The sequence below is a fragment of the Campylobacter majalis genome (genome assembly GCF_905120465.1).
Lineage (GTDB): Bacteria > Campylobacterota > Campylobacteria > Campylobacterales > Campylobacteraceae > Campylobacter_A > Campylobacter_A majalis.
The window spans coordinates 75,234-92,448 of record NZ_CAJHOF010000001.1 but is presented as its reverse complement, the minus strand read 5'-3'; the positions used below and the strand labels follow the sequence as shown (position 1 = coordinate 92,448).

The 17,215-nt window shown below is 34.2% G+C and carries 20 protein-coding genes; 14 read left to right on the top strand and 6 right to left on the bottom strand.

Annotation, left to right across the window (positions count from 1 at the left end; all coding sequences use genetic code 11):
• The first annotated feature begins 30 nt into the window (after positions 1–30).
• The 4 genes from LQU93_RS00480 to LQU93_RS00465 are packed head-to-tail and all read left to right on the top strand — an operon-like array spanning position 31 to position 2,900.
• Entirely contained in the window at positions 31–261 is a 231-nt protein-coding gene (locus tag LQU93_RS00480; protein WP_229931923.1) for a type II toxin-antitoxin system prevent-host-death family antitoxin, read from the top strand.
• Positions 251–1,024 (top strand): alpha/beta fold hydrolase, encoded by a 774-nt coding sequence (locus LQU93_RS00475; RefSeq protein WP_229931922.1) that lies wholly within the window; start codon positions 251–253, stop codon positions 1,022–1,024. The genes LQU93_RS00480 and LQU93_RS00475 overlap by 11 nt, the downstream gene beginning before the upstream one ends.
• On the top strand, positions 1,021–2,466 hold the full coding sequence (locus tag LQU93_RS00470; protein ID WP_229931921.1) for a Mur ligase family protein: 1,446 nt from the start codon (positions 1,021–1,023) through the stop codon (positions 2,464–2,466). Before LQU93_RS00475 ends, LQU93_RS00470 begins: the two co-directional genes overlap by 4 nt.
• Positions 2,466–2,900: an SEL1-like repeat protein gene (locus tag LQU93_RS00465; RefSeq protein ID WP_229931920.1), complete on the top strand. Its 435-nt coding sequence runs from the start codon at positions 2,466–2,468 to the stop codon at positions 2,898–2,900. The genes LQU93_RS00470 and LQU93_RS00465 overlap by 1 nt, the downstream gene beginning before the upstream one ends.
• On the opposite strand, the gene LQU93_RS00460 is transcribed toward LQU93_RS00465, so the two are convergent.
• The 6 genes from LQU93_RS00460 to LQU93_RS00435 all read right to left on the bottom strand — a co-directional run bounded on the left by LQU93_RS00460 (position 2,897) and on the right by LQU93_RS00435 (position 7,795).
• Complete coding sequence (locus LQU93_RS00460) at positions 2,897–3,712, bottom strand: hypothetical protein (RefSeq protein WP_229931919.1); 816 nt, start codon at positions 3,710–3,712, stop codon at positions 2,897–2,899. The genes LQU93_RS00465 and LQU93_RS00460 overlap by 4 nt on opposite strands.
• Positions 3,712–4,731, bottom strand: coding sequence for a tRNA preQ1(34) S-adenosylmethionine ribosyltransferase-isomerase QueA (gene queA, locus LQU93_RS00455; protein WP_229931918.1), 1,020 nt, complete (start codon positions 4,729–4,731; stop codon positions 3,712–3,714). The genes LQU93_RS00460 and queA overlap by 1 nt, the downstream gene beginning before the upstream one ends.
• Positions 4,724–5,524 carry a twin-arginine translocase subunit TatC gene (gene tatC, locus LQU93_RS00450; protein WP_229931917.1) on the bottom strand — a complete coding sequence of 267 codons (801 nt, stop codon included), beginning with the start codon at positions 5,522–5,524 and terminating at the stop codon, positions 4,724–4,726. Before tatC ends, queA begins: the two co-directional genes overlap by 8 nt.
• Positions 5,524–5,925 carry a Sec-independent protein translocase protein TatB gene (gene tatB, locus LQU93_RS00445; protein ID WP_229931916.1) on the bottom strand — a complete coding sequence of 134 codons (402 nt, stop codon included), beginning with the start codon at positions 5,923–5,925 and terminating at the stop codon, positions 5,524–5,526. Before tatB ends, tatC begins: the two co-directional genes overlap by 1 nt.
• A gap of 46 nt (positions 5,926–5,971) precedes the next feature.
• Entirely contained in the window at positions 5,972–7,021 is a 1,050-nt protein-coding gene (hemW, locus tag LQU93_RS00440) for a radical SAM family heme chaperone HemW (protein ID WP_229931915.1), read from the bottom strand.
• 105 nt (positions 7,022–7,126) lie between these two features.
• Positions 7,127–7,795 (bottom strand): nitroreductase, encoded by a 669-nt coding sequence (locus LQU93_RS00435; RefSeq protein WP_229931914.1) that lies wholly within the window; start codon positions 7,793–7,795, stop codon positions 7,127–7,129.
• A gap of 107 nt (positions 7,796–7,902) precedes the next feature.
• On the opposite strand from LQU93_RS00435, the gene LQU93_RS00430 reads away from it, so the two are divergent.
• The 10 genes from LQU93_RS00430 (at position 7,903) to cmoA (ending at position 17,173) form a co-directional block, all read left to right on the top strand.
• Positions 7,903–8,805, top strand: coding sequence for a LysR family transcriptional regulator (locus LQU93_RS00430; protein ID WP_229931913.1), 903 nt, complete (start codon positions 7,903–7,905; stop codon positions 8,803–8,805).
• Between the two features lie 165 nt (positions 8,806–8,970).
• Positions 8,971–9,435 (top strand): RNA pyrophosphohydrolase, encoded by a 465-nt coding sequence (locus LQU93_RS00425; RefSeq protein ID WP_229931912.1) that lies wholly within the window; start codon positions 8,971–8,973, stop codon positions 9,433–9,435.
• The gene (locus LQU93_RS00420) at positions 9,435–10,634 is read left to right on the top strand and encodes an aspartate kinase (protein WP_229931911.1); all 1,200 of its coding nucleotides are present in this window, start codon (positions 9,435–9,437) and stop codon (positions 10,632–10,634) included. The genes LQU93_RS00425 and LQU93_RS00420 overlap by 1 nt, the downstream gene beginning before the upstream one ends.
• Positions 10,634–11,176, top strand: coding sequence for a HobA family DNA replication regulator (locus LQU93_RS00415; RefSeq protein ID WP_229931910.1), 543 nt, complete (start codon positions 10,634–10,636; stop codon positions 11,174–11,176). Before LQU93_RS00420 ends, LQU93_RS00415 begins: the two co-directional genes overlap by 1 nt.
• Positions 11,177–11,791, top strand: a complete 615-nt coding sequence (locus tag LQU93_RS00410; protein WP_229931909.1) for a DNA polymerase III subunit delta' — start codon at positions 11,177–11,179, stop codon at positions 11,789–11,791.
• Positions 11,792–11,823: 32 nt separating this feature from the next.
• Positions 11,824–12,963, top strand: coding sequence for a dihydropteroate synthase (folP, locus tag LQU93_RS00405; protein ID WP_229931908.1), 1,140 nt, complete (start codon positions 11,824–11,826; stop codon positions 12,961–12,963).
• Positions 12,957–14,945, top strand: a complete 1,989-nt coding sequence (ligA, locus tag LQU93_RS00400) for an NAD-dependent DNA ligase LigA (RefSeq protein ID WP_229931907.1) — start codon at positions 12,957–12,959, stop codon at positions 14,943–14,945. The genes folP and ligA overlap by 7 nt, the downstream gene beginning before the upstream one ends.
• Positions 14,942–15,649: a 23S rRNA (cytidine-2'-O)-methyltransferase TlyA gene (tlyA, locus tag LQU93_RS00395; protein WP_229931906.1), complete on the top strand. Its 708-nt coding sequence runs from the start codon at positions 14,942–14,944 to the stop codon at positions 15,647–15,649. Before ligA ends, tlyA begins: the two co-directional genes overlap by 4 nt.
• Positions 15,615–16,466, top strand: a complete 852-nt coding sequence (locus LQU93_RS00390; RefSeq protein WP_229931905.1) for a bifunctional riboflavin kinase/FAD synthetase — start codon at positions 15,615–15,617, stop codon at positions 16,464–16,466. The genes tlyA and LQU93_RS00390 overlap by 35 nt, the downstream gene beginning before the upstream one ends.
• Positions 16,463–17,173 carry a carboxy-S-adenosyl-L-methionine synthase CmoA gene (gene cmoA, locus LQU93_RS00385; protein WP_229931904.1) on the top strand — a complete coding sequence of 237 codons (711 nt, stop codon included), beginning with the start codon at positions 16,463–16,465 and terminating at the stop codon, positions 17,171–17,173. Before LQU93_RS00390 ends, cmoA begins: the two co-directional genes overlap by 4 nt.
• Positions 17,174–17,215 lie beyond the last annotated feature (42 nt).

Sequence of the window (17,215 nt, the reverse complement as noted above, 5' to 3'; positions counted from 1 at the left end):
TATGCGTAAAATTTTATGTAAAGAGTGAATATGGTAGCATTTAGCAAAGATGAAATTTTCACAGCAACTGAGGTTGCTAGAAATTTTAGTAGTATCTTAAATAAAGTTAGCACAGGCGATAATAAACGAGCTGTAATAGTTAAAAATAATAAATTTGAAGCTGTTTTATTAAATATGGCAGAGTATGAGAGACTAGCACAAGCGGTTGAGATTTTGCAAAGCATTTATGTCGCTAAAAAAGGCGATTTAAATGGCAATTAAAAGTGTAAAATATGGCTTAAAATCATACAATATAAGCTACGAGTTTGTAAATGCAAAGTGCGAAAAATCGATACTTTTTTTGCATGGTTGGGGGGCTAATAAGCAGATTATGAAAAAAGCTTTTGAAAAGGGCTTTGTTGGATACAAGCACATATATGTAGATATGCCAGGCTTTGGTTTAAGTGATATTTTTACTCCGCTTCATACATCTGATTATGCAAAGATTGTTAAGAGATTTTTAAAAGAGCTTGGATGTGAGCCTGAGATTATAGTAGGGCATAGTTTTGGGGGCAAAGTGGCTACTTTGATTGCTCCTAGGAATTTAGTTTTGCTAAGCTCAGCTGGTATAGTTGTTAAAAAATCTTTTATAGTTCGTTTGAAAATCTTTTTATTTAAAATTTTAAAGTTTTTTGGCTTTGGGAAATTTTATAGATTTTTTGCAACAAAAGACGTTAGCGGCATGAGTAGAACGATGTATGAAACGCTTAAAAATGTTGTTGATGAGGATTTTAGTTCAAAATTTAAATCGCTAAAGTCAAAAACCATGATATTTTGGGGAGAAAACGATAAAGCAACGCCTTTAAAAAGCGGCGAGTATATGCACTCTTTTATTAGTAACTCAAGTTTTCATCCATTAGCCGGTGATCACTTCTTTTTCTTATTGCATTCTGATTTTATAAGCAAACAAGTGCAAAAAGAGCTTGAGATAACGACAAATTTAAAGCAAAAACAAGACATTTGCGAAGGAATTGAAAGCGTATGAAAGAGCTAGTATCGTTAGTTTATCCGCACTTTTTGGCATTTTCTGCACTGTTTTTTGCGTTTGCGTTGAGTTTTTACATTATAACCTGTTTTCAGTGGTTTTCATATAGGCTAAATCGTGTGATTTTTCATTTTACGCGTCCATCTTGGCATGTTATGTTTGTAATTTTGCCAGTAGTTTTATACTATACAACACGCGAGTTTTTTTATATATATTTTTATTTTGCCTACTTGCCTTCACTCTATCTTTGGCACAAAAAACTCGATAAAAAGCTAGTTTTTACGGCACGGATTAAGCGGTTTTTTCTGATTTTATTTTTTGCATTGATTAGCTATTATGCGATTTATTATTTTAAATTTAACTCTTATGCAGGCAATATAATTTTGCCAATTTTTATAAGTTTGATTTTATCGCATTTATATGAGAAATTTTTGGCATTAAGCTATAAAAATAGGGCAAAAAGAAAGCTTGAAAGTTGTAAGAATTTAGTTATTATTTTAATAACTGCAAGTTACGGAAAAACTAGTATTAAAAATTTTATTTATGAGCTAATAAAAGATGATTTTATTGCCTATAAAACTCCGCGAAGTGTAAATACACTTGTTGGACTTATTAAAGATATAAATGAAAATATTACGCCAGATACGCAGATATATGTGGCTGAAGCAGGAGCTAGATTAAGGGGTGATATAGATGAAATTTCAACCTTTTTAAATCCTCAAATTGTTGTTGTTGGTGAGATAGGTGAGCAGCATTTGGAGTATTTTAAAAGTATGCAAAATATCAAAAACACAAAACTTGAAGCATTAAATTCAAATAGGTTAAAGGTGGCTTTTTTACACAGCACAACTGAAGTAGTTCAAAGCAAAGAGCGTGTTATTTATGATGCTTGTTTAAGTGATGTTGTTTCTGATTTGAGCGGATTGAGATTTAATCTTGATGGGAAAAACTATCAAAGTCCAATACTTGGTAAATTTAATGCACAAAATTTAGCCGTGGCTATAAAAGTAGCACACTATCTTAAGATAAATGATGACAAGATAGCTATAAATTTATCTAAAATGCAAAATGTAGAGCATAGACTTGTGCGAATGGATGCTGGTGGCAAGGTTATAATTGATGATAGCTTTAATGGAAATTTTGCTGGAATGAGTGCGAGCTATGAGCTAGTAAGCACCTATGCTGGACGCAAAGTGCTTGTGACGCCTGGTATAGTAGAGGCAAATGAGAGTTTAAATGAAAATTTATCAAAGATTATAAATGAAGTATTTGATGTGGTTATAATTACAAGCTCGTTAAATGCACAGTCTTTGCTTAAGTATCTAAATAAACCACAAATTTTAATATTAAAGGATAAAAACAATATGCAACAAATGCTAATAGAGCATACAAAAGTAGGCGATTTGATACTATTTTCAAATGATGCACCGAGTTTTATGTAATGAAAAAATATATAATATTTTTTGTATTTACATTGCTTTGTGCATTTGATATAGATGAGTTTGATAAGGGGCTAGATGCTATAAGAGCTGGTGAGTATAATGTGGCTTATGATATATTTTATAAGGGTTGTGAACAAAATGACGAGCTTAGTTGTGAAGAACTTGGCATAATGTATATAAATGGCGAGGTAAGCACATCTGAAGACAATACGGTAAATGAAAAAAACAAAAACAAAAAAGGGCTTGAGTTTTTGTTAAAATCGTGCAAATTAGGCTATTTAAATGCTTGTGGCGATATCGTTTCGCTTAAAAATAGCATTGATGAGATTAGTGATGAGCTTTATGAGTATGCAAGCAATATGTATGATGAGTTAGCGTTGGAATTTACGCAAAATATTGATGAAAACACATCTAAGATAGATATTGATAATTAAAATTTGTTCAAAAGTTTGTTTTGATATGCTAGATTTAAAACCGCTATAAGTATATCATATGTATATGGTTGGCGTAATGCAATTGTGTGAATTTTTATATTGTTTTGAGTTTTTTCGTCTTTGTCGTAAATTACTATTATTTGAAATTTTCTAAATTTTTGCAGATTTAATATTTCGGCAAATTCTTGTTGATTTTCAAGGTAGCTATTTTGTATGAAAATTATATCAGGACAATAAATGGCATCACTTAAATGTGCTTTTAAATTTGCGTAGTCATGCTTTTGTTTAACTTCTATGCCAATATGTTTAAGTTGTTTATATAATATCTCAAAACCATCACGATCATCATATGCTATTACAGCGTGTGATTTTTTGATATAGTTGTTTTTTAGTTGTATTTTATGTTCTTTTGCTGTTTTGTTTAGTTGCATTGCAACATTGATATGTATTTTTGCATCATCGACCATTATTATTTGATAGTTATTTTTTTTGACTATTTTTTGCAACTCAGTTATGTATCTGTCATCAAGGCTTTGTATATCATTTTGTGCGTCAAAAAATATCCTAAAAAACACATGCTCGGCATTGTAATTTGTCAGTTTAAATTTAACTAAAATTTTATTATTGTTTGTTGCATAAAGGTGTGCTTTAATAGCATTTTCCAATGAGCTTATTATGCCACCTACATCGTTCATAAAAACTCTAGGATATGTTGGGTCATATTCAAAAAGTACGATATTTTTAGTCGCAAACGCATCATAATATATGGCTTCAAGCAGATAGTTTAGTCTATTTACTAGGCTAAATTTCATCACAAGATTACCATTGCATCGCCATATGAATAAAAGCGATACTTATTTTGTATTGCTGTTTTATATATTCTCATCGTTTCGTCTAGTCCGACATATGCTGCAACTAACATAATTAGAGTTGATTTCGGTAGGTGAAAATTTGTAAGTAGATATTTTTGTTTTATCGGTTTGTTGTTTGGGTTTAAAAACAAATCACACTTACCACTTTTCATTTTATTTCTAGCATAATGCTCAACCGTTCTAGTGACAGTTGTTCCAACGCCTAAAATTTCAACATCTGAGTTTAAAATCTCAATAGTTTCATCAGGTATATTGTAAAACTCAGAGTGTATCTTATGCTCTCTTATATCATCGACATCTACGCCCTTAAATGTCCCAGCTCCAACATGCAGTGTAATGTGAGCGGTTTTGTGTGTGGCTTGTATTTTTTTAAGTATTTCATCATCAAAATGCAAACTAGCCGTTGGTGCAGCAACGGCTCCTAAATGCTTAGCAAATATGCTTTGATACCACTCTTCATCATTTATATTATCGTCTCTTTTTATGTAAGGTGGTAGTGGTATATGCCCTATATCTTGCGTCATTTTTAAACACTCATCGGTGTTTAAAATTTTATCATTTTTTATAAATCTCACAATCCTTGTTGCATCATTATTTAGTGCTAAAATTTCAGCCTTTATGCCATTATCTAGTATGATTATGCTTTTTTCTTTTACTTTGCCTTTAATATACGCACTAAATTTGCCATCACCAAGTGGTTGATTTAGCATAATTTCACTTTTGCCACCACTTTGTTTTGTGCCCAAAAGTCTTGCTTTTATAACCTTCGTATCATTAAAAATCACCGCACAATCTGGTAAAATTTCAGGCAAATTATGAAATTTTAAGTGGTTTATTTCGCCACTATTTTTATAATACACCAAAAGCTTGGCTTCGCCTTTAGGCATGATAGGCTTTGTTGCTATGAGATTTGTTGGCAGATGATAGTCATAGCTTGATAATGCGTTTATATCACTCATCTTTTTGCTTTACGTCATAATCTTTGTTTTGTTCTTTGTTAGCTTCATTATCTTGTGTTTTTGTATCATTAGTCTCATCATCGGCATCTGCTGGATTGACACGCTTAGCAATTAGTATTGATATGCCGTAAAGTCCAACTAATGGAAACGCCATAAGAAGCTGTGAGATCACATCTGGCGGAGTTACAATTGCCGCAAATACAAATATAGCAACTATCGCATGGCGGAAGTAGTTTTTAAGCGTTTCATCTGTAATAAGTCCAATTTTGGCAAAGAAAAATGTTACCACAGGAAGCTCAAATGCTATACCAAATGCCACTAAAAGCTTTGTAAAAAACCCTACATATTCACCTATACTAGGAAGTGCGGTAAATAGCTGTCCGCCAAATGCTATTAAAAACTGAAAGCCAAGAGGTATGACAAAAAAGTAACAAAAACTAGCACCGCATAAAAACATCATGGTGGCTGAAATAACAAAAGGCCAAACGTATTTTTTCTCATTATCATATAGTCCTGGCGCTACAAATAGCCAAAACTGCCAAAAGATAATCGGAAGCGATACTATAAGTCCAGCAAAAAATGCTACTTTCATCGCTGTAAATAGCGGCTCTTCAATGCGTGTAAAAATGACATTACTACCTTCTGGAAGCACCGCTTTAAGTGGCTCGATCATCCACGATAAAATAGGATTCCAAAACGTAAAACAAGCTATAAATGCAACAATAACAGTTAAAAAGCTAATGCTTAAACGCTTTCTAAGCTCAACTATATGGGGTTTTAACTCTTCAAACATCACGCCTCTTTTTTATCGTTATCTAGCACAGCGTCTTTAATCGCTTTTGTTGGATTTTTAACGCTATCTATGCCTTTTTTTATGCTGTCCATACTGTCACTTACGCTACTTTTTACATCATTTACGCCTTTTTTTAGCTCATCAAGCTCTTCAAAAGTGAGCTTTTTGCGAACATTTTCAGTTGTTTTTGTAAGGTTTTCTTTGTATTTTCTAGCGTCCTCTTTTAATTCAGCTATTTTCATCTCTTGGTCAAAACTAGCCTTTGCGTCATTTACGCTTTTTTTAACAGCCTTAAACATCTTTGCGATATTTATCATGGTTTCTGGTAGCTTTTCTGGACCAAGTACTATGACGGCAATAACCGCTATGGTTATTATCTCTGGCAAACTCATTCCAAACATTTTAAATCCTAACTTAAAATAAACGGTTATTTTACAAAAAAATAGATTAATTTTGTGTTATAAACAGAGCCAACTCATCAGCAAGCAAGAAATTTCTGGTGTAAAATTTACCATTTTTATAATCAAGTTTTTTTGATTTTACTAAAATTTCAGCTTTTGCTTTTTCGTCGTTATTTAAAGTAGTCTTTGTAACGCCAATAGTGCTTCTAAGCCCTAAAAATATATGCTCTAATCGTAAATCATCTTTACTTAAAGCTTCTATCTCTTTTTTGCAAGGATTTTTTATATACTCTTTTAAATTCTTAATAGAATATAGTCTTTGTGAGTTGTAAAATCCTACCGAATACGCTCCAGCACCGATATACTCATCGCCTTTCCAATAGCCCATATTGTGTTTGCATGGTTTGCCAAAGTTTGAAATTTCATACTGCTTAAAACCAGCATTTTTTAACTCGTTTATTAAAAATTTTGCAAGTATTGCACTATCTTTTTTGTATTCATATTTTTTTTCAAACGGCGTATCTTGCTCTAAGGTTAGAGCATAAGCACTGCAATGATTGATTTTTAGCTTTGAAATTTGTGCTATTTCTTCACGAAGTCGCTTTTTTGTATCTAGCTTGGTTGAGTATATCAAATCTACATTTATGTTTTTAAAACCAGCTTTTTTGGCGTTTTTAACAGCCATAAAAGTATCACTTGCTAAATGAGTTCTGCCAAGTAGCTTTAGTTTGTCTTTAAAAAAGCTTTGTGTGCCAAAACTTATGCGATTTACACCCAAATTTCTCATCTTGCTTAGCCATTTTAAATCGGCTGAGTTTGGGTTTGCTTCGCATGTTATTTCAGCATTTTTATTTAAAAACGGTTTAAAAATTTTAAAAATTTCATCGTAATGTTTGGCATTAACAGCACTTGGTGTTCCGCCACCTATAAACACGCTTTTAATTTTTAAATTTTTAAATTTTAAAATTTGCGAGTTTAAATCACAGGCTAAAGCATTAAAGTAATCATCGTGTAATTTATGCTGTCCTGTCACTGAACCAAAGGCACAATAAGGGCATTTTGTATCGCAAAATGGAATATGTATATATAAAAGCATGTTTTGATTTTAGCAAATTTAGTTTTAAAATATTTGTAAGATATAAAGATTATTTTTTAAATTTAGGATAAATTTGGCTCTTTAAACTAAAAAGCCAAAATTTACTTACTCGTGAAAGGTTACACTTTCGCTTAGCGGTACTCGTTGGGTGCGGTTTTTATTTACATTTGCGTCCCAGTTTGGATAGCCAAAAGATATGCCAAATAGTAGTTTTAACTCATCGCTTACTCCAAGCTCTTTTCTGATGGTATCGGCAAACATCGCAAAGATAAGTTGCGGTATGCTGCCATATCCACGAGCCGTGCATGAAAGCATAAAATTTTGAGCATACATACCCATATCAGCTGCGACATTGACATTATCGGCGATGCTGGGCATAAACAAAAACGCAGCGTGTGGTGCTCCGTAAAACTCTAAATTTAACGGCACCATTCTAGCTCTACCTTCCTTATCCTCTCTAGCCACGCCAAAGCCGTCATAAATTAACTTATATAGGGCTCTCATGCGAGTTTCAAGAGCGGGTGGAAATAGTGACTGATCGTAAGGAAAATCGCTTTTTATCTCGCCTTTTGCCCATTTATCTTTTAAAATTTCTTTTAACTCTTTTGTCTTTTGTCCTGAGACGACATGCGTTATCCAAGGCTGTGTGTTTGTAGCAGATGGTGCCCACTGCGCATCAAGTAAAATTTCATTTATCTCATCCTTGCTAAGTGGCTTATCTAAAAATTCCCTTATAGACTGACGAGATCTTACTGTCGTTTGAAAATCTAGCATTTTTGCTCCTTTGATTAAATTTTTACAATGATAAAATATTTTTTAGTATAAGTCAAATGTTATATAGTATATAATCACATAACTAAAAGTTATAAAAAGGAGCAAAAATGAGCCTAAGACATATGCAAATAGCAGTAACTATTGCAGAGCTAAAAAGCTTTACAAAGGCGGCGGAAAAGCTTGGCGTTTCACAGCCTTCATTATCAAAGAGCGTATCGCTTTTAGAGAGCGAACTAGGGGCTTTGCTTTTTGATAGAAAAAACGGGCTTAGTCTTACTTACGCAGGTGAGATATACATCTTAAAGGCTAAAAATTTACTAAGGCTAAATAGCGAACTAAACAGCGAGATAAGAAACCTATTATCGCTTAAAAATGGCAAGATAAGCATAGGCGTTACAACGCTTAGCTTTAAATTTATCGAAAAAAAACTGCCATCATTTTACGCAAGATTTGCAAATGCAGACATTAAAATCATACACGCACAAACCGACATTGAGCTTTTGCAAATGCTTAAAGATGGCGTTATAGACGCTGCGTATGCGGTGCATTTTGAAAGCGTAAAAGATAGTGAGCTAGAGTATGAGCTAGTGACCAAACACGCTCCGTTACTCGCCGTTCCTTCAACTCATATAGCGGTTTCAAAAATCACTGCAAACTCAAATGATAAATATCCAAAGTGCGATTTAAGCGAGTTTAAGGATGATAAATTTGCCATAGGTTCTGATAATATAAGGCTTAAAACCGGCTTTGAGCAGATATTTGCGAGGGCTGGATTTAAGCCAAATGTTGCTTGTGTCACAACAGATATAAATTTAGCTATGTCAATGGCTAGTTCTGGTATTTGCGTTGCGTTTGGATTTAGTGAGTGTGTAAGTGATGAGCAAAAGGATTTTATCAGCTTTTTTGATGTGATAGATGATGAAAATTTCAAGCTTAGCTTCTCAGTTGTGTATAAAAAATCATCAAAACTTATAAAGGAATTTATAAAATTGCTTAAAAATAGTGAGTGAAAGGGTGGGAGAATTTATTAAAAAATATGATTTTTTGGATAATATTGCAAAAATTAATATCTTTAAATAAAAGTTGCAAATTTAATTTGACTGAAAATTTAGACCTATTTTAAACGCTATATAATGTAGTTTTAGCTAAAATCTCGCAAAAATTTAGGTTAGAAAATGCAAAAAAAATATAGACCAAATGTAGCAGCAGTCGTGCTTTCTCATACTTATCCTTTTAAGTGTGAAATTTTCGTTGCAAATCGCACTGATTTGCCTGATGTGTGGCAATTTCCGCAGGGTGGTATAGATGATGGCGAGACGCCAAAACAAGCACTTTTAAGAGAGTTAAAAGAGGAGATTGGCACAGATGAAGTAAGTGTGTTGGCTGAGTATCCAGAGTGGCTTAGCTACGATTTTCCGCCAAATGCTGGCAAAAAGATGTATCCATATGCTGGACAAACACAAAAGTATTTTTTGGTGCGTTTAAACGCTGGAGCAAAGATAAATTTAAACACAAAAGAGCCTGAATTTAGCAAGTATAAATTCGTAGAGTATAAGAGAATTTTTAATGATTTAAATCATTTTAAAAGACCGATTTATAGCAAGGTTTTGGCGTATTTTAAAGAGAAAGGATATTTTTAATGCTAGTCGTTCAAAAATTTGGTGGAACGAGTGTAGGGACGCTTGAGAGAATAAAAGCAACTGCAAAAAGAGTAATTGAGACTAAGCAAAGTGGTGCAGATGTGGTTGTGGTGGTATCTGCAATGAGTGGTGTAACAAATCAATTGGTTGAGTATGGGGAGCATTTTTCAAAAGAGCCGTATGGTCCTGCTATGGATATGTTGCTTAGTTCAGGAGAGCAAGTGACTAGTTCGCTTTTGGCGATTGCTTTAAACGACATGGGTTATCCTGCTGTATCATTAACTGGTGCTATGGCTGGGATGTATACTGATAACGTTCATACAAAAGCAAGAATTACTCACATAGACACGACAAGACTTAAAAGAGAATTAAAAGATGGCAAAATAGTAGTTGTGGCTGGATTTCAGGGGGTGACGGCTGATGGCGATATCACTACGCTTGGACGCGGTGGAAGCGACCTTAGTGCAGTTGCTTTAGCTGGAGCTTTAAACGCTGATTTGTGTGAAATTTTTACAGATGTTGATGGTGTATATACTACAGATCCACGCATAGAAAAACGTGCAAAAAAGCTAGAAAAAATAAGCTATGAAGAGATGCTTGAACTTGCAAGTGCAGGAGCTAAGGTATTACAAACTCGCTCAGTAGAACTTGCAAAAAAACTAAACGTCAAGCTAACAACAAGAAGCAGTTTTAATCACAACGAAGGAACACAAATAGTAGGAGAAGAAAATATGGAAAAAGTTTTAGTAAGTGGAATAGCACTAGATAAAAATCAAGCAAGAGTTACTTTAAGAGGAGTGATAGACAAGCCAGGTATTGCTGCTGAAATTTTTAATGCTCTTGCTGACAAAAATATAAATGTAGATATGATAATTCAAAACGTAGGCGTTGATGGCACGACAAATTTAGGCTTTACTGTGCCACAAAATGAACTAGAAATAGCTAAAGACACTATGTCAAAACTTTCTGCTGCAAAAAATATAGAATATGATGATGCTATAGTTAAAATTTCAATCATTGGCGTTGGCATGAAGAGCCATAGTGGAGTTGCTTGCACTGCGTTTGATACACTAGCACGTGAAGGCATAAATATCCAAATGATCTCAACAAGCGAGATAAAATTATCAGTAGTTGTGGATCAAAAATATGCTGAGTTGGCTGTTAGAGTGCTTCACGATGCATACGAGCTAGATAAATAATGCAAGAATTTATGAAATGGACGCTCGATGCCATACGCACCGAGGGTTTGAGTATGAGCTGGATGGAGGCAAAAAGAGTAGAATGGACACTTTTGCTTGCACCACGTCTAAGGCATTTACTAAATGGTGGGACATTTGTAATTATTACAGATGATGAAAGAGCGTGGTTTGAGACGTATATATTATCAAATATTAATAACTCTCAAAATACTCGCCCTATATTGCCATTTGTAAGTTTGCGTTCGTTTTATCCGGCACTTGATAGTATAAACTCAAAAGATGAGATGATGCTGCTTGATGATATGCTTTCTTTGGCTTTTGGTAATGGGTATATGTATTTTTATATTGGCAAAAGCAACGATAAGCGTTCACAAATAGCAAAATTAAATGATGATAGCTATTTGTGGTTGTTTGATGAACAGGTTCAAAATAGCTTTTTTTTAAGTTCAAAAGATGAGAGTTTAGATACAAAGTTGATTTCGCTATTTAAACTGTTTAACAAAAGTATAGATGCTGCATTAATGGCACAAATAAGCCTGTAAATGATAAGTAAAATTCTCATATCAAGCGATTTTGAAGCGGTCAAATCCGATCTAGAAGATAAGCATAAACACATGGTAAAATTTTTCATCTCAGATGAGTTTTTGCTAGAAAATGCAAATGCCATGATTTGCGAGGCTTATATCGCTGAAGCCGAGCCAAAGCTACTCGTTGCAATGGCTAAGAGCTATAGAAATGAAGCTCAAAATAGACTTTTAAAAATCATAGAAGAGCCACCTAAAAATATATATTTTATGCTGGTTGTGCCTAGTATAAATATGCTTTTGCCTACTATACGTTCGCGTTTGATTACCGAGAATAAAGCACAAAAAAAACAGCGCCTAAGCTCTGGATTAAACATAAAACAACTGGATTTAAAAGATGTTTATGAGTATTTGCAAAGCATCGAAGCAAAAGATAGAGGTGAACTTGGCAAAAATGAGTTAAAAGAGCTTGTAATTGCTATAATTTCAGAGGCACTTGAAGCTGGTATTAAATTTAATCAAGACGAGCTTAGCTACTTTTACAATCAGGTTGTTTTAGCAGATTTAAACACAAAAGCGGTTAATTTATTAGTGCCTATTTTTCTAACAATACTTAAAAAAAGTAGAGTTTAAATTTTAAACTTGCGTTTTAAAAAGGGGATTGGTTGAAATTTTACAATATAAATGAAAAATCAGATTTTGATGTGATTTGCAAAAGCGTTGGTGTAAGCGTGGCAGGGATAAATTTGATGCGTGAAAAATCAAGCCTAAGCTTTGTTTATATTAAGGATATAAAATCCCCTGCTGCAAATATCTTAAAACAAGACGCTATTAGCGTTGGAGCGGAGCTTGTAACACACAAAGATACGATTTTTGGGCTTGATACTAGCTCAAACGCTCTTTTAATAGGCACAGACGCACAGCTAAAAAAACTTAGCAAAAAAGAGAAATTGCAAGATTTTGGACTTAAAAATTTAGCAAAATTTTTAGAAATTTCATTTAATAAACCAGAAAATCCAAAAATAATGGGTGTTTTAAATATCAACAATGATAGCTTTAACGCTAGTAGTAGGATAGATATTGATAATGCACTTTTGTGTATAAATAAGATGATAGATGATGGTGCTGATTATATCGATATAGGTGGAGTTAGCTCACGCCCTGGAAGTGTTTATGTTGGGCGAGACGAGGAGTTTAGACGCATAAAAGATGTGATTTTACAAATCAACGCTCATGGATTAGATAAAAAGGTTAAATTTAGCCTTGATAGCTTTGATGAGTATTGTTTAGAATTTGCACTAAATCACGGCTTTAAAATGATTAACGACATCAGTGCAAATGAAAATTTAGCACTACTTGCAAAAAAATATGATTGTGAGCTTTGCATGATGCATATGCAAAACGATCCAGCCACAATGCAGATAAATCCACACTATGATGATTTGCTGGCTGAGATTTCTGATTTTTTTGAACATAAAGTGCTAAAAGCAAGAGATTTGGGTGCTAAACATATCGTGATTGATGTAGGCATTGGATTTGGTAAGACGGCTGAACAAAATTTATTATTAATAAAACACTTAAAACATTTTTTAAAATTTCAATGCGATTTGCTGGTTGGTGCGAGTAGAAAATCGCTGATAAATCACTATTTTAAAAGTGAAGTGCATGAGCGTCTTTCTGGTTCGCTTTATCTACACTTAAAGGCTTTTGAAAACGGTGCTAGTATCATACGCACTCATGATGTTAGCGAGCATAAGCAGATGTTTGCGTTACACAGTGCATATCAAAAGGCAAATTTATGGTAAAAATTTCAAACAAACAAGCCTATGAAAAGGCGGTAGAGACGTTAAATGAGTGGGCAAAGGCCTATTACACCGACGATGCTCCAATAGCTAGTGATGCTGAATACGATGAGCTTTATCATGCACTTTTGGAGTATGAGAGTAAAAATCCAAGCGAAATTTCGCTATTTTCACCAAGTCATAAAATAGGCGGTGCAGTAAGTGAAAAATTTAGCAAAGCAACACATATTAAACAGATGTGGAGCATGGAAGATATTTTTGATAGCTATGAGCTTAAAGCGTGGATTGCACGAGGAGATAAGTCAAGATTTAGCTTTGTAGTCGAACCAAAATTTGATGGGGCTAGTTTAAATTTGCTCTATGAAAATGGCGTTTTAGTTCGTGCTATTACACGCGGAGATGGTGTAACTGGCGAGGATGTCACTCAAAATGCACGAGTTATAAAATCCATACCGCTTAAAATTTCATACGCAAATCGCATAGAAATTCGAGGTGAAGTTGTGATAACAAAGGCTGATTTTGAGGCTATAAACGCAGATAAAATAAGTCGTGGTGAGCCAACTTTGGCAAATCCTAGAAACGCAGCCGCTGGTAGTTTAAGACAGCTTGATAGTAGCGTTACGGCGTCTAGAAGATTGCTTTTTGTGCCGTGGGGGGTTGGCGAACATGAGCTTGGTTTTGAAAAACACAGCCAAATAATTCAGTTTGTAAAATCGCTTGGTTTTTATTATGATGAGTTTTTTAAAATTTGTCTAAACGAGAGTGAAATTTTATCAGCTTATAGTGAGCTTTTAAAGCAACGCGATGATAAGCCTATCTCAATGGATGGCATGGTTGTGCGAGTTGATGAGCTTAGTGGATGTGATGAGCTTGGATATACGGTTAAGTTTCCAAAATTTATGGTAGCGTATAAATTTCCAGCACAAGAGCAAACTACTAGGCTTATCGATGTGGCTTTGCAGGTTGGGCGAAGTGGTGTGGTGACGCCTGTTGGGGTTTTAGATGAGGTTGTGATAGATGGTGCTAGGGTAAAATCGGTAACACTTCATAATTTTGATGAAATTTCACGTTTGGGTGTGCAAAAAGGCGATTATGTAGGAGTGATACGTTCAGGAGATGTTATACCTAAAATCACAAGCGTTTATGAAGCTAGGCGTGATGGCACACAAACTAAAATATCTCGTCCGACGCATTGCCCTGAGTGTGGTTCTCATTTGTTGGATGAGGGCGTGTATATTAAGTGTCAGAATTTAAACTGCAAAGCAAGGGTTTTAAACTCGATAATTTATTACTGTTCTAAAAAGTGCTTAAATATAGACGGACTTGGCGAAGCGATAGTGACGAGCTTGTATGAAAATGGACTTATTAAGCGTGTATATGATATATACTTTTTAGATGAGGCTTCGCTTTTGGGCTTGGATGGATTTAAGGATAAAAAGGTTGCCAATCTTTTAAACGCTATTAACAATAGCAAAGGCTGTGAGCTTTGGAGATTTATAAATGGGCTTGGTTGTGAGCATATAGGCGAGGTTGCAGCTAAGAAAATAGCTAGTAGTTTTGGGCAAAACTGGATAGATGTAAGCTATGATGATGTAGCTAGTTTAGATGGATTTGGCACTGAAATGGCAAATAGTTTAATTGATTTTTTGCAGGTAAATAGGGTTGAAATTTTAGATTTGATTGATATTGTAAAGCCAGTGGCTAAAAAAACCGAGATAAAACAGAGTGTCTTTAGTGGCAAAACTGTAGTTATAACCGGAACGCTTAGTAAAAGTAGAGATGAGTTTAAGGCTGAGCTTGAGAGTATGGGGGCAAAGATTAGCTCATCTGTGTCTAAAAAGACAGATTTTGTATTAGCTGGTAATGAGGCTGGAAGTAAGCTTGAAAAAGCAAATGAGCTTGGCGTGAGAGTGATAGATGAGAGCGAGTATAACAAACTAGCTGAAATTTTAATAGATAAAAAAGAGCAGGAGAGCTTATTTTGAGAGCTGATTTATATGTTGCAAATGCTTTAAATATCAGCCGAAATAAAGCAAGTGAGCTAATTAAAAACCAAAAGGTTCTTATAGATGAGAGACTAGTAGCTAAGCTTAGTGACGAGTATGATAGTGGCGATGTGGCCTTGTTAGATGAGATTTTTGTAGGCAGAGCGGCTTTAAAGCTTCGTTCGTTTTTATTTGAAACTAAGATAGATGTAGCTGGTTTAGATGCGTTAGATGTTGGCTCAAGTACTGGTGGATTTATGCAAATTTTATTAAAAAATGGCGTAAATAGCGTGATTGGTGTGGATGTTGGCAGTAATCAACTAGATGATAGTTTGCGAAATGATAATAGGGTGCAAATCTATGAAAATCAAGATATTAGAAATTTTACTTGCGATAAGAAATTTGATTTAATTACATGTGATGTAAGCTTTATATCGGTTGTTGGATTGCTTAAAATTTTAGACAATTTAGCTAGTAAAAATGCCACTATAATCATACTATTTAAGCCACAATTTGAGGTTGGACGAGAGGTTAAACGTAATAAAAAAGGCGTAGTTAGCGACACAAAGGCTATATCTGATGCGACGAAGCCTTTTTTACTAGAGTGTGCAAAACTTGGTTGGATTTTAAAACAACAAGCACAAAGCCAGATAAAGGGAAAGGAAGGAAATGCCGAGTTTTTCTACGCTTTTAACAAAGCATAATATTAACGCAATCGCAATAGGGCATTTTGACGGAGTGCATAGGGGACATAAGCAGCTTTTAAAGCAGCTTGGCATATACGGCGGTTTAGTTGTTGTTGATAAAAATATGGCAAATATTACGCCTAGATTAAAAAGGGCTGAATACTCAAACTACCCCTGTTTTATCTATGAATTTGAAGAGATAAAAGCTCTTAGTGGTCCGGATTTTGTCGAGCTTTTAATGCATGATTTTAAAAATTTAAACAAGATTGTTGTTGGATATGATTTTAGGTTTGGGCGTGGTAGAGCATGGGATAAATACGATTTAAAAAGTCTTTTTTGCGGCGAGGTGGTGATCGTGCCTGAGTATTGCTATGAGGGCGTTGGGGTGCATAGCAGTAGCATACGAGAGTATATTAAACAAGGCAATATCACTATGGCAAATCGTTTGCTTGGTCGTGAGTATTCAACTGAAGGCATTGTGGTAAAAGGGCAAGGTATAGGCAAAAATGAGCTTGTGCCGACGCTAAATTTAGAATTTTTAGGCTATTTAACTCCGGCACCAGGCGTTTATGCAAGTCGCACAAAAATTGGCTATAAAACATATGCCTCTGTTACATTTGTTGGTAACCGAATAAGCACAGATAATAAATTTAGTATAGAAACTCATATCATAAATGAGAATATAACACAAACGCCACGCATAGTATCTGTATGTTTTATTGAAAAAATTAGACAAAATATGCACTTTGATACTCTTGAAAAGTTAAAAATACAAATTTATGATGATATTAAAAAAGCAGCTGAATATACTGGATTTTGTGAGCTAAATATATGAAAGATGAAATTTTTAAAAAACCCATAAAAAAGCAGTTTGAATTTGATGCATCGGTGGCAAGCGTATTTGATGATATGATTGCACGTTCGGTGCCGTATTATGATGTTTCGCTATCTTTGATATGTGAAATTTTGGCAAAAAGACTAAAAGAAAATGCTAGAGTAATTGATCTTGGTTGCTCTACTGCAAGTACATTGTTGTCTCTTTTTAGGCTTAGAAATGACTTAAAACTAGTTGGAGTTGATAATTCAGACGCCATGATATCAAATGCAAGTGCTAAATCAAAAGCATATGGGGCTGATATTAGGTTGATACAAGATGACATTTTAACGCATGAGTTTTTTGGTTATGATGCAGTGATACTAAATTATACTTTGCAATTTATCCGTCCTATTAAAAGGGCTGAGTTCGTTAGTAAAATTTTTAATAGTTTAAATGATGATGGCGTTTTTGTATTTAGTGAAAAAATTATTTACGATGATAAAATTTTTGCAAAACAAATGATACAAATATATGAAGACTACAAACAAAAGCAGGGTTATTCGCGCTATGAGATCGCACAAAAGCGTGAAGCGCTTGAAAATGTGTTGATACCATATACCGAAGATGAAAATAAGACATTGATACTTGATGCTGGTTTTAGCAGGGTTGAAAGCGTGTTTAAGTGGGGAAATTTTATGAGCTTTGTGGCGTTTAAATACTCTTAAATAATAATTTTTAAAATTTCTTTTAAATTAAACAAAATTTTG

What these genes read in the sequence shown, in the direction of transcription:
- LQU93_RS00390 (WP_229931905.1), top strand. Translation starts at nt 15,615, where the DNA reads ATGCCGAGTTTTTCTACGCTTTTAACAAAGCATAATATTAACGCAATC.
- tatC (WP_229931917.1), bottom strand. Translation starts at nt 5,524, where the DNA reads ATGTTTGAAGAGTTAAAACCCCATATAGTTGAGCTTAGAAAGCGTTTA.
- LQU93_RS00460 (WP_229931919.1), bottom strand. Translation starts at nt 3,712, where the DNA reads ATGAAATTTAGCCTAGTAAATAGACTAAACTATCTGCTTGAAGCCATA.
- LQU93_RS00430 (WP_229931913.1), top strand. Translation starts at nt 7,903, where the DNA reads ATGAGCCTAAGACATATGCAAATAGCAGTAACTATTGCAGAGCTAAAA.
- LQU93_RS00425 (WP_229931912.1), top strand. Translation starts at nt 8,971, where the DNA reads ATGCAAAAAAAATATAGACCAAATGTAGCAGCAGTCGTGCTTTCTCAT.
- LQU93_RS00475 (WP_229931922.1), top strand. Translation starts at nt 251, where the DNA reads ATGGCAATTAAAAGTGTAAAATATGGCTTAAAATCATACAATATAAGC.
- LQU93_RS00480 (WP_229931923.1), top strand. Translation starts at nt 31, where the DNA reads ATGGTAGCATTTAGCAAAGATGAAATTTTCACAGCAACTGAGGTTGCT.
- ligA (WP_229931907.1), top strand. Translation starts at nt 12,957, where the DNA reads ATGGTAAAAATTTCAAACAAACAAGCCTATGAAAAGGCGGTAGAGACG.
- LQU93_RS00420 (WP_229931911.1), top strand. Translation starts at nt 9,435, where the DNA reads ATGCTAGTCGTTCAAAAATTTGGTGGAACGAGTGTAGGGACGCTTGAG.
- LQU93_RS00435 (WP_229931914.1), bottom strand. Translation starts at nt 7,795, where the DNA reads ATGCTAGATTTTCAAACGACAGTAAGATCTCGTCAGTCTATAAGGGAA.
- LQU93_RS00410 (WP_229931909.1), top strand. Translation starts at nt 11,177, where the DNA reads ATGATAAGTAAAATTCTCATATCAAGCGATTTTGAAGCGGTCAAATCC.
- hemW (WP_229931915.1), bottom strand. Translation starts at nt 7,021, where the DNA reads ATGCTTTTATATATACATATTCCATTTTGCGATACAAAATGCCCTTAT.
- cmoA (WP_229931904.1), top strand. Translation starts at nt 16,463, where the DNA reads ATGAAAGATGAAATTTTTAAAAAACCCATAAAAAAGCAGTTTGAATTT.
- LQU93_RS00470 (WP_229931921.1), top strand. Translation starts at nt 1,021, where the DNA reads ATGAAAGAGCTAGTATCGTTAGTTTATCCGCACTTTTTGGCATTTTCT.
- LQU93_RS00415 (WP_229931910.1), top strand. Translation starts at nt 10,634, where the DNA reads ATGCAAGAATTTATGAAATGGACGCTCGATGCCATACGCACCGAGGGT.
- queA (WP_229931918.1), bottom strand. Translation starts at nt 4,731, where the DNA reads ATGAGTGATATAAACGCATTATCAAGCTATGACTATCATCTGCCAACA.
- tatB (WP_229931916.1), bottom strand. Translation starts at nt 5,925, where the DNA reads ATGTTTGGAATGAGTTTGCCAGAGATAATAACCATAGCGGTTATTGCC.
- LQU93_RS00465 (WP_229931920.1), top strand. Translation starts at nt 2,466, where the DNA reads ATGAAAAAATATATAATATTTTTTGTATTTACATTGCTTTGTGCATTT.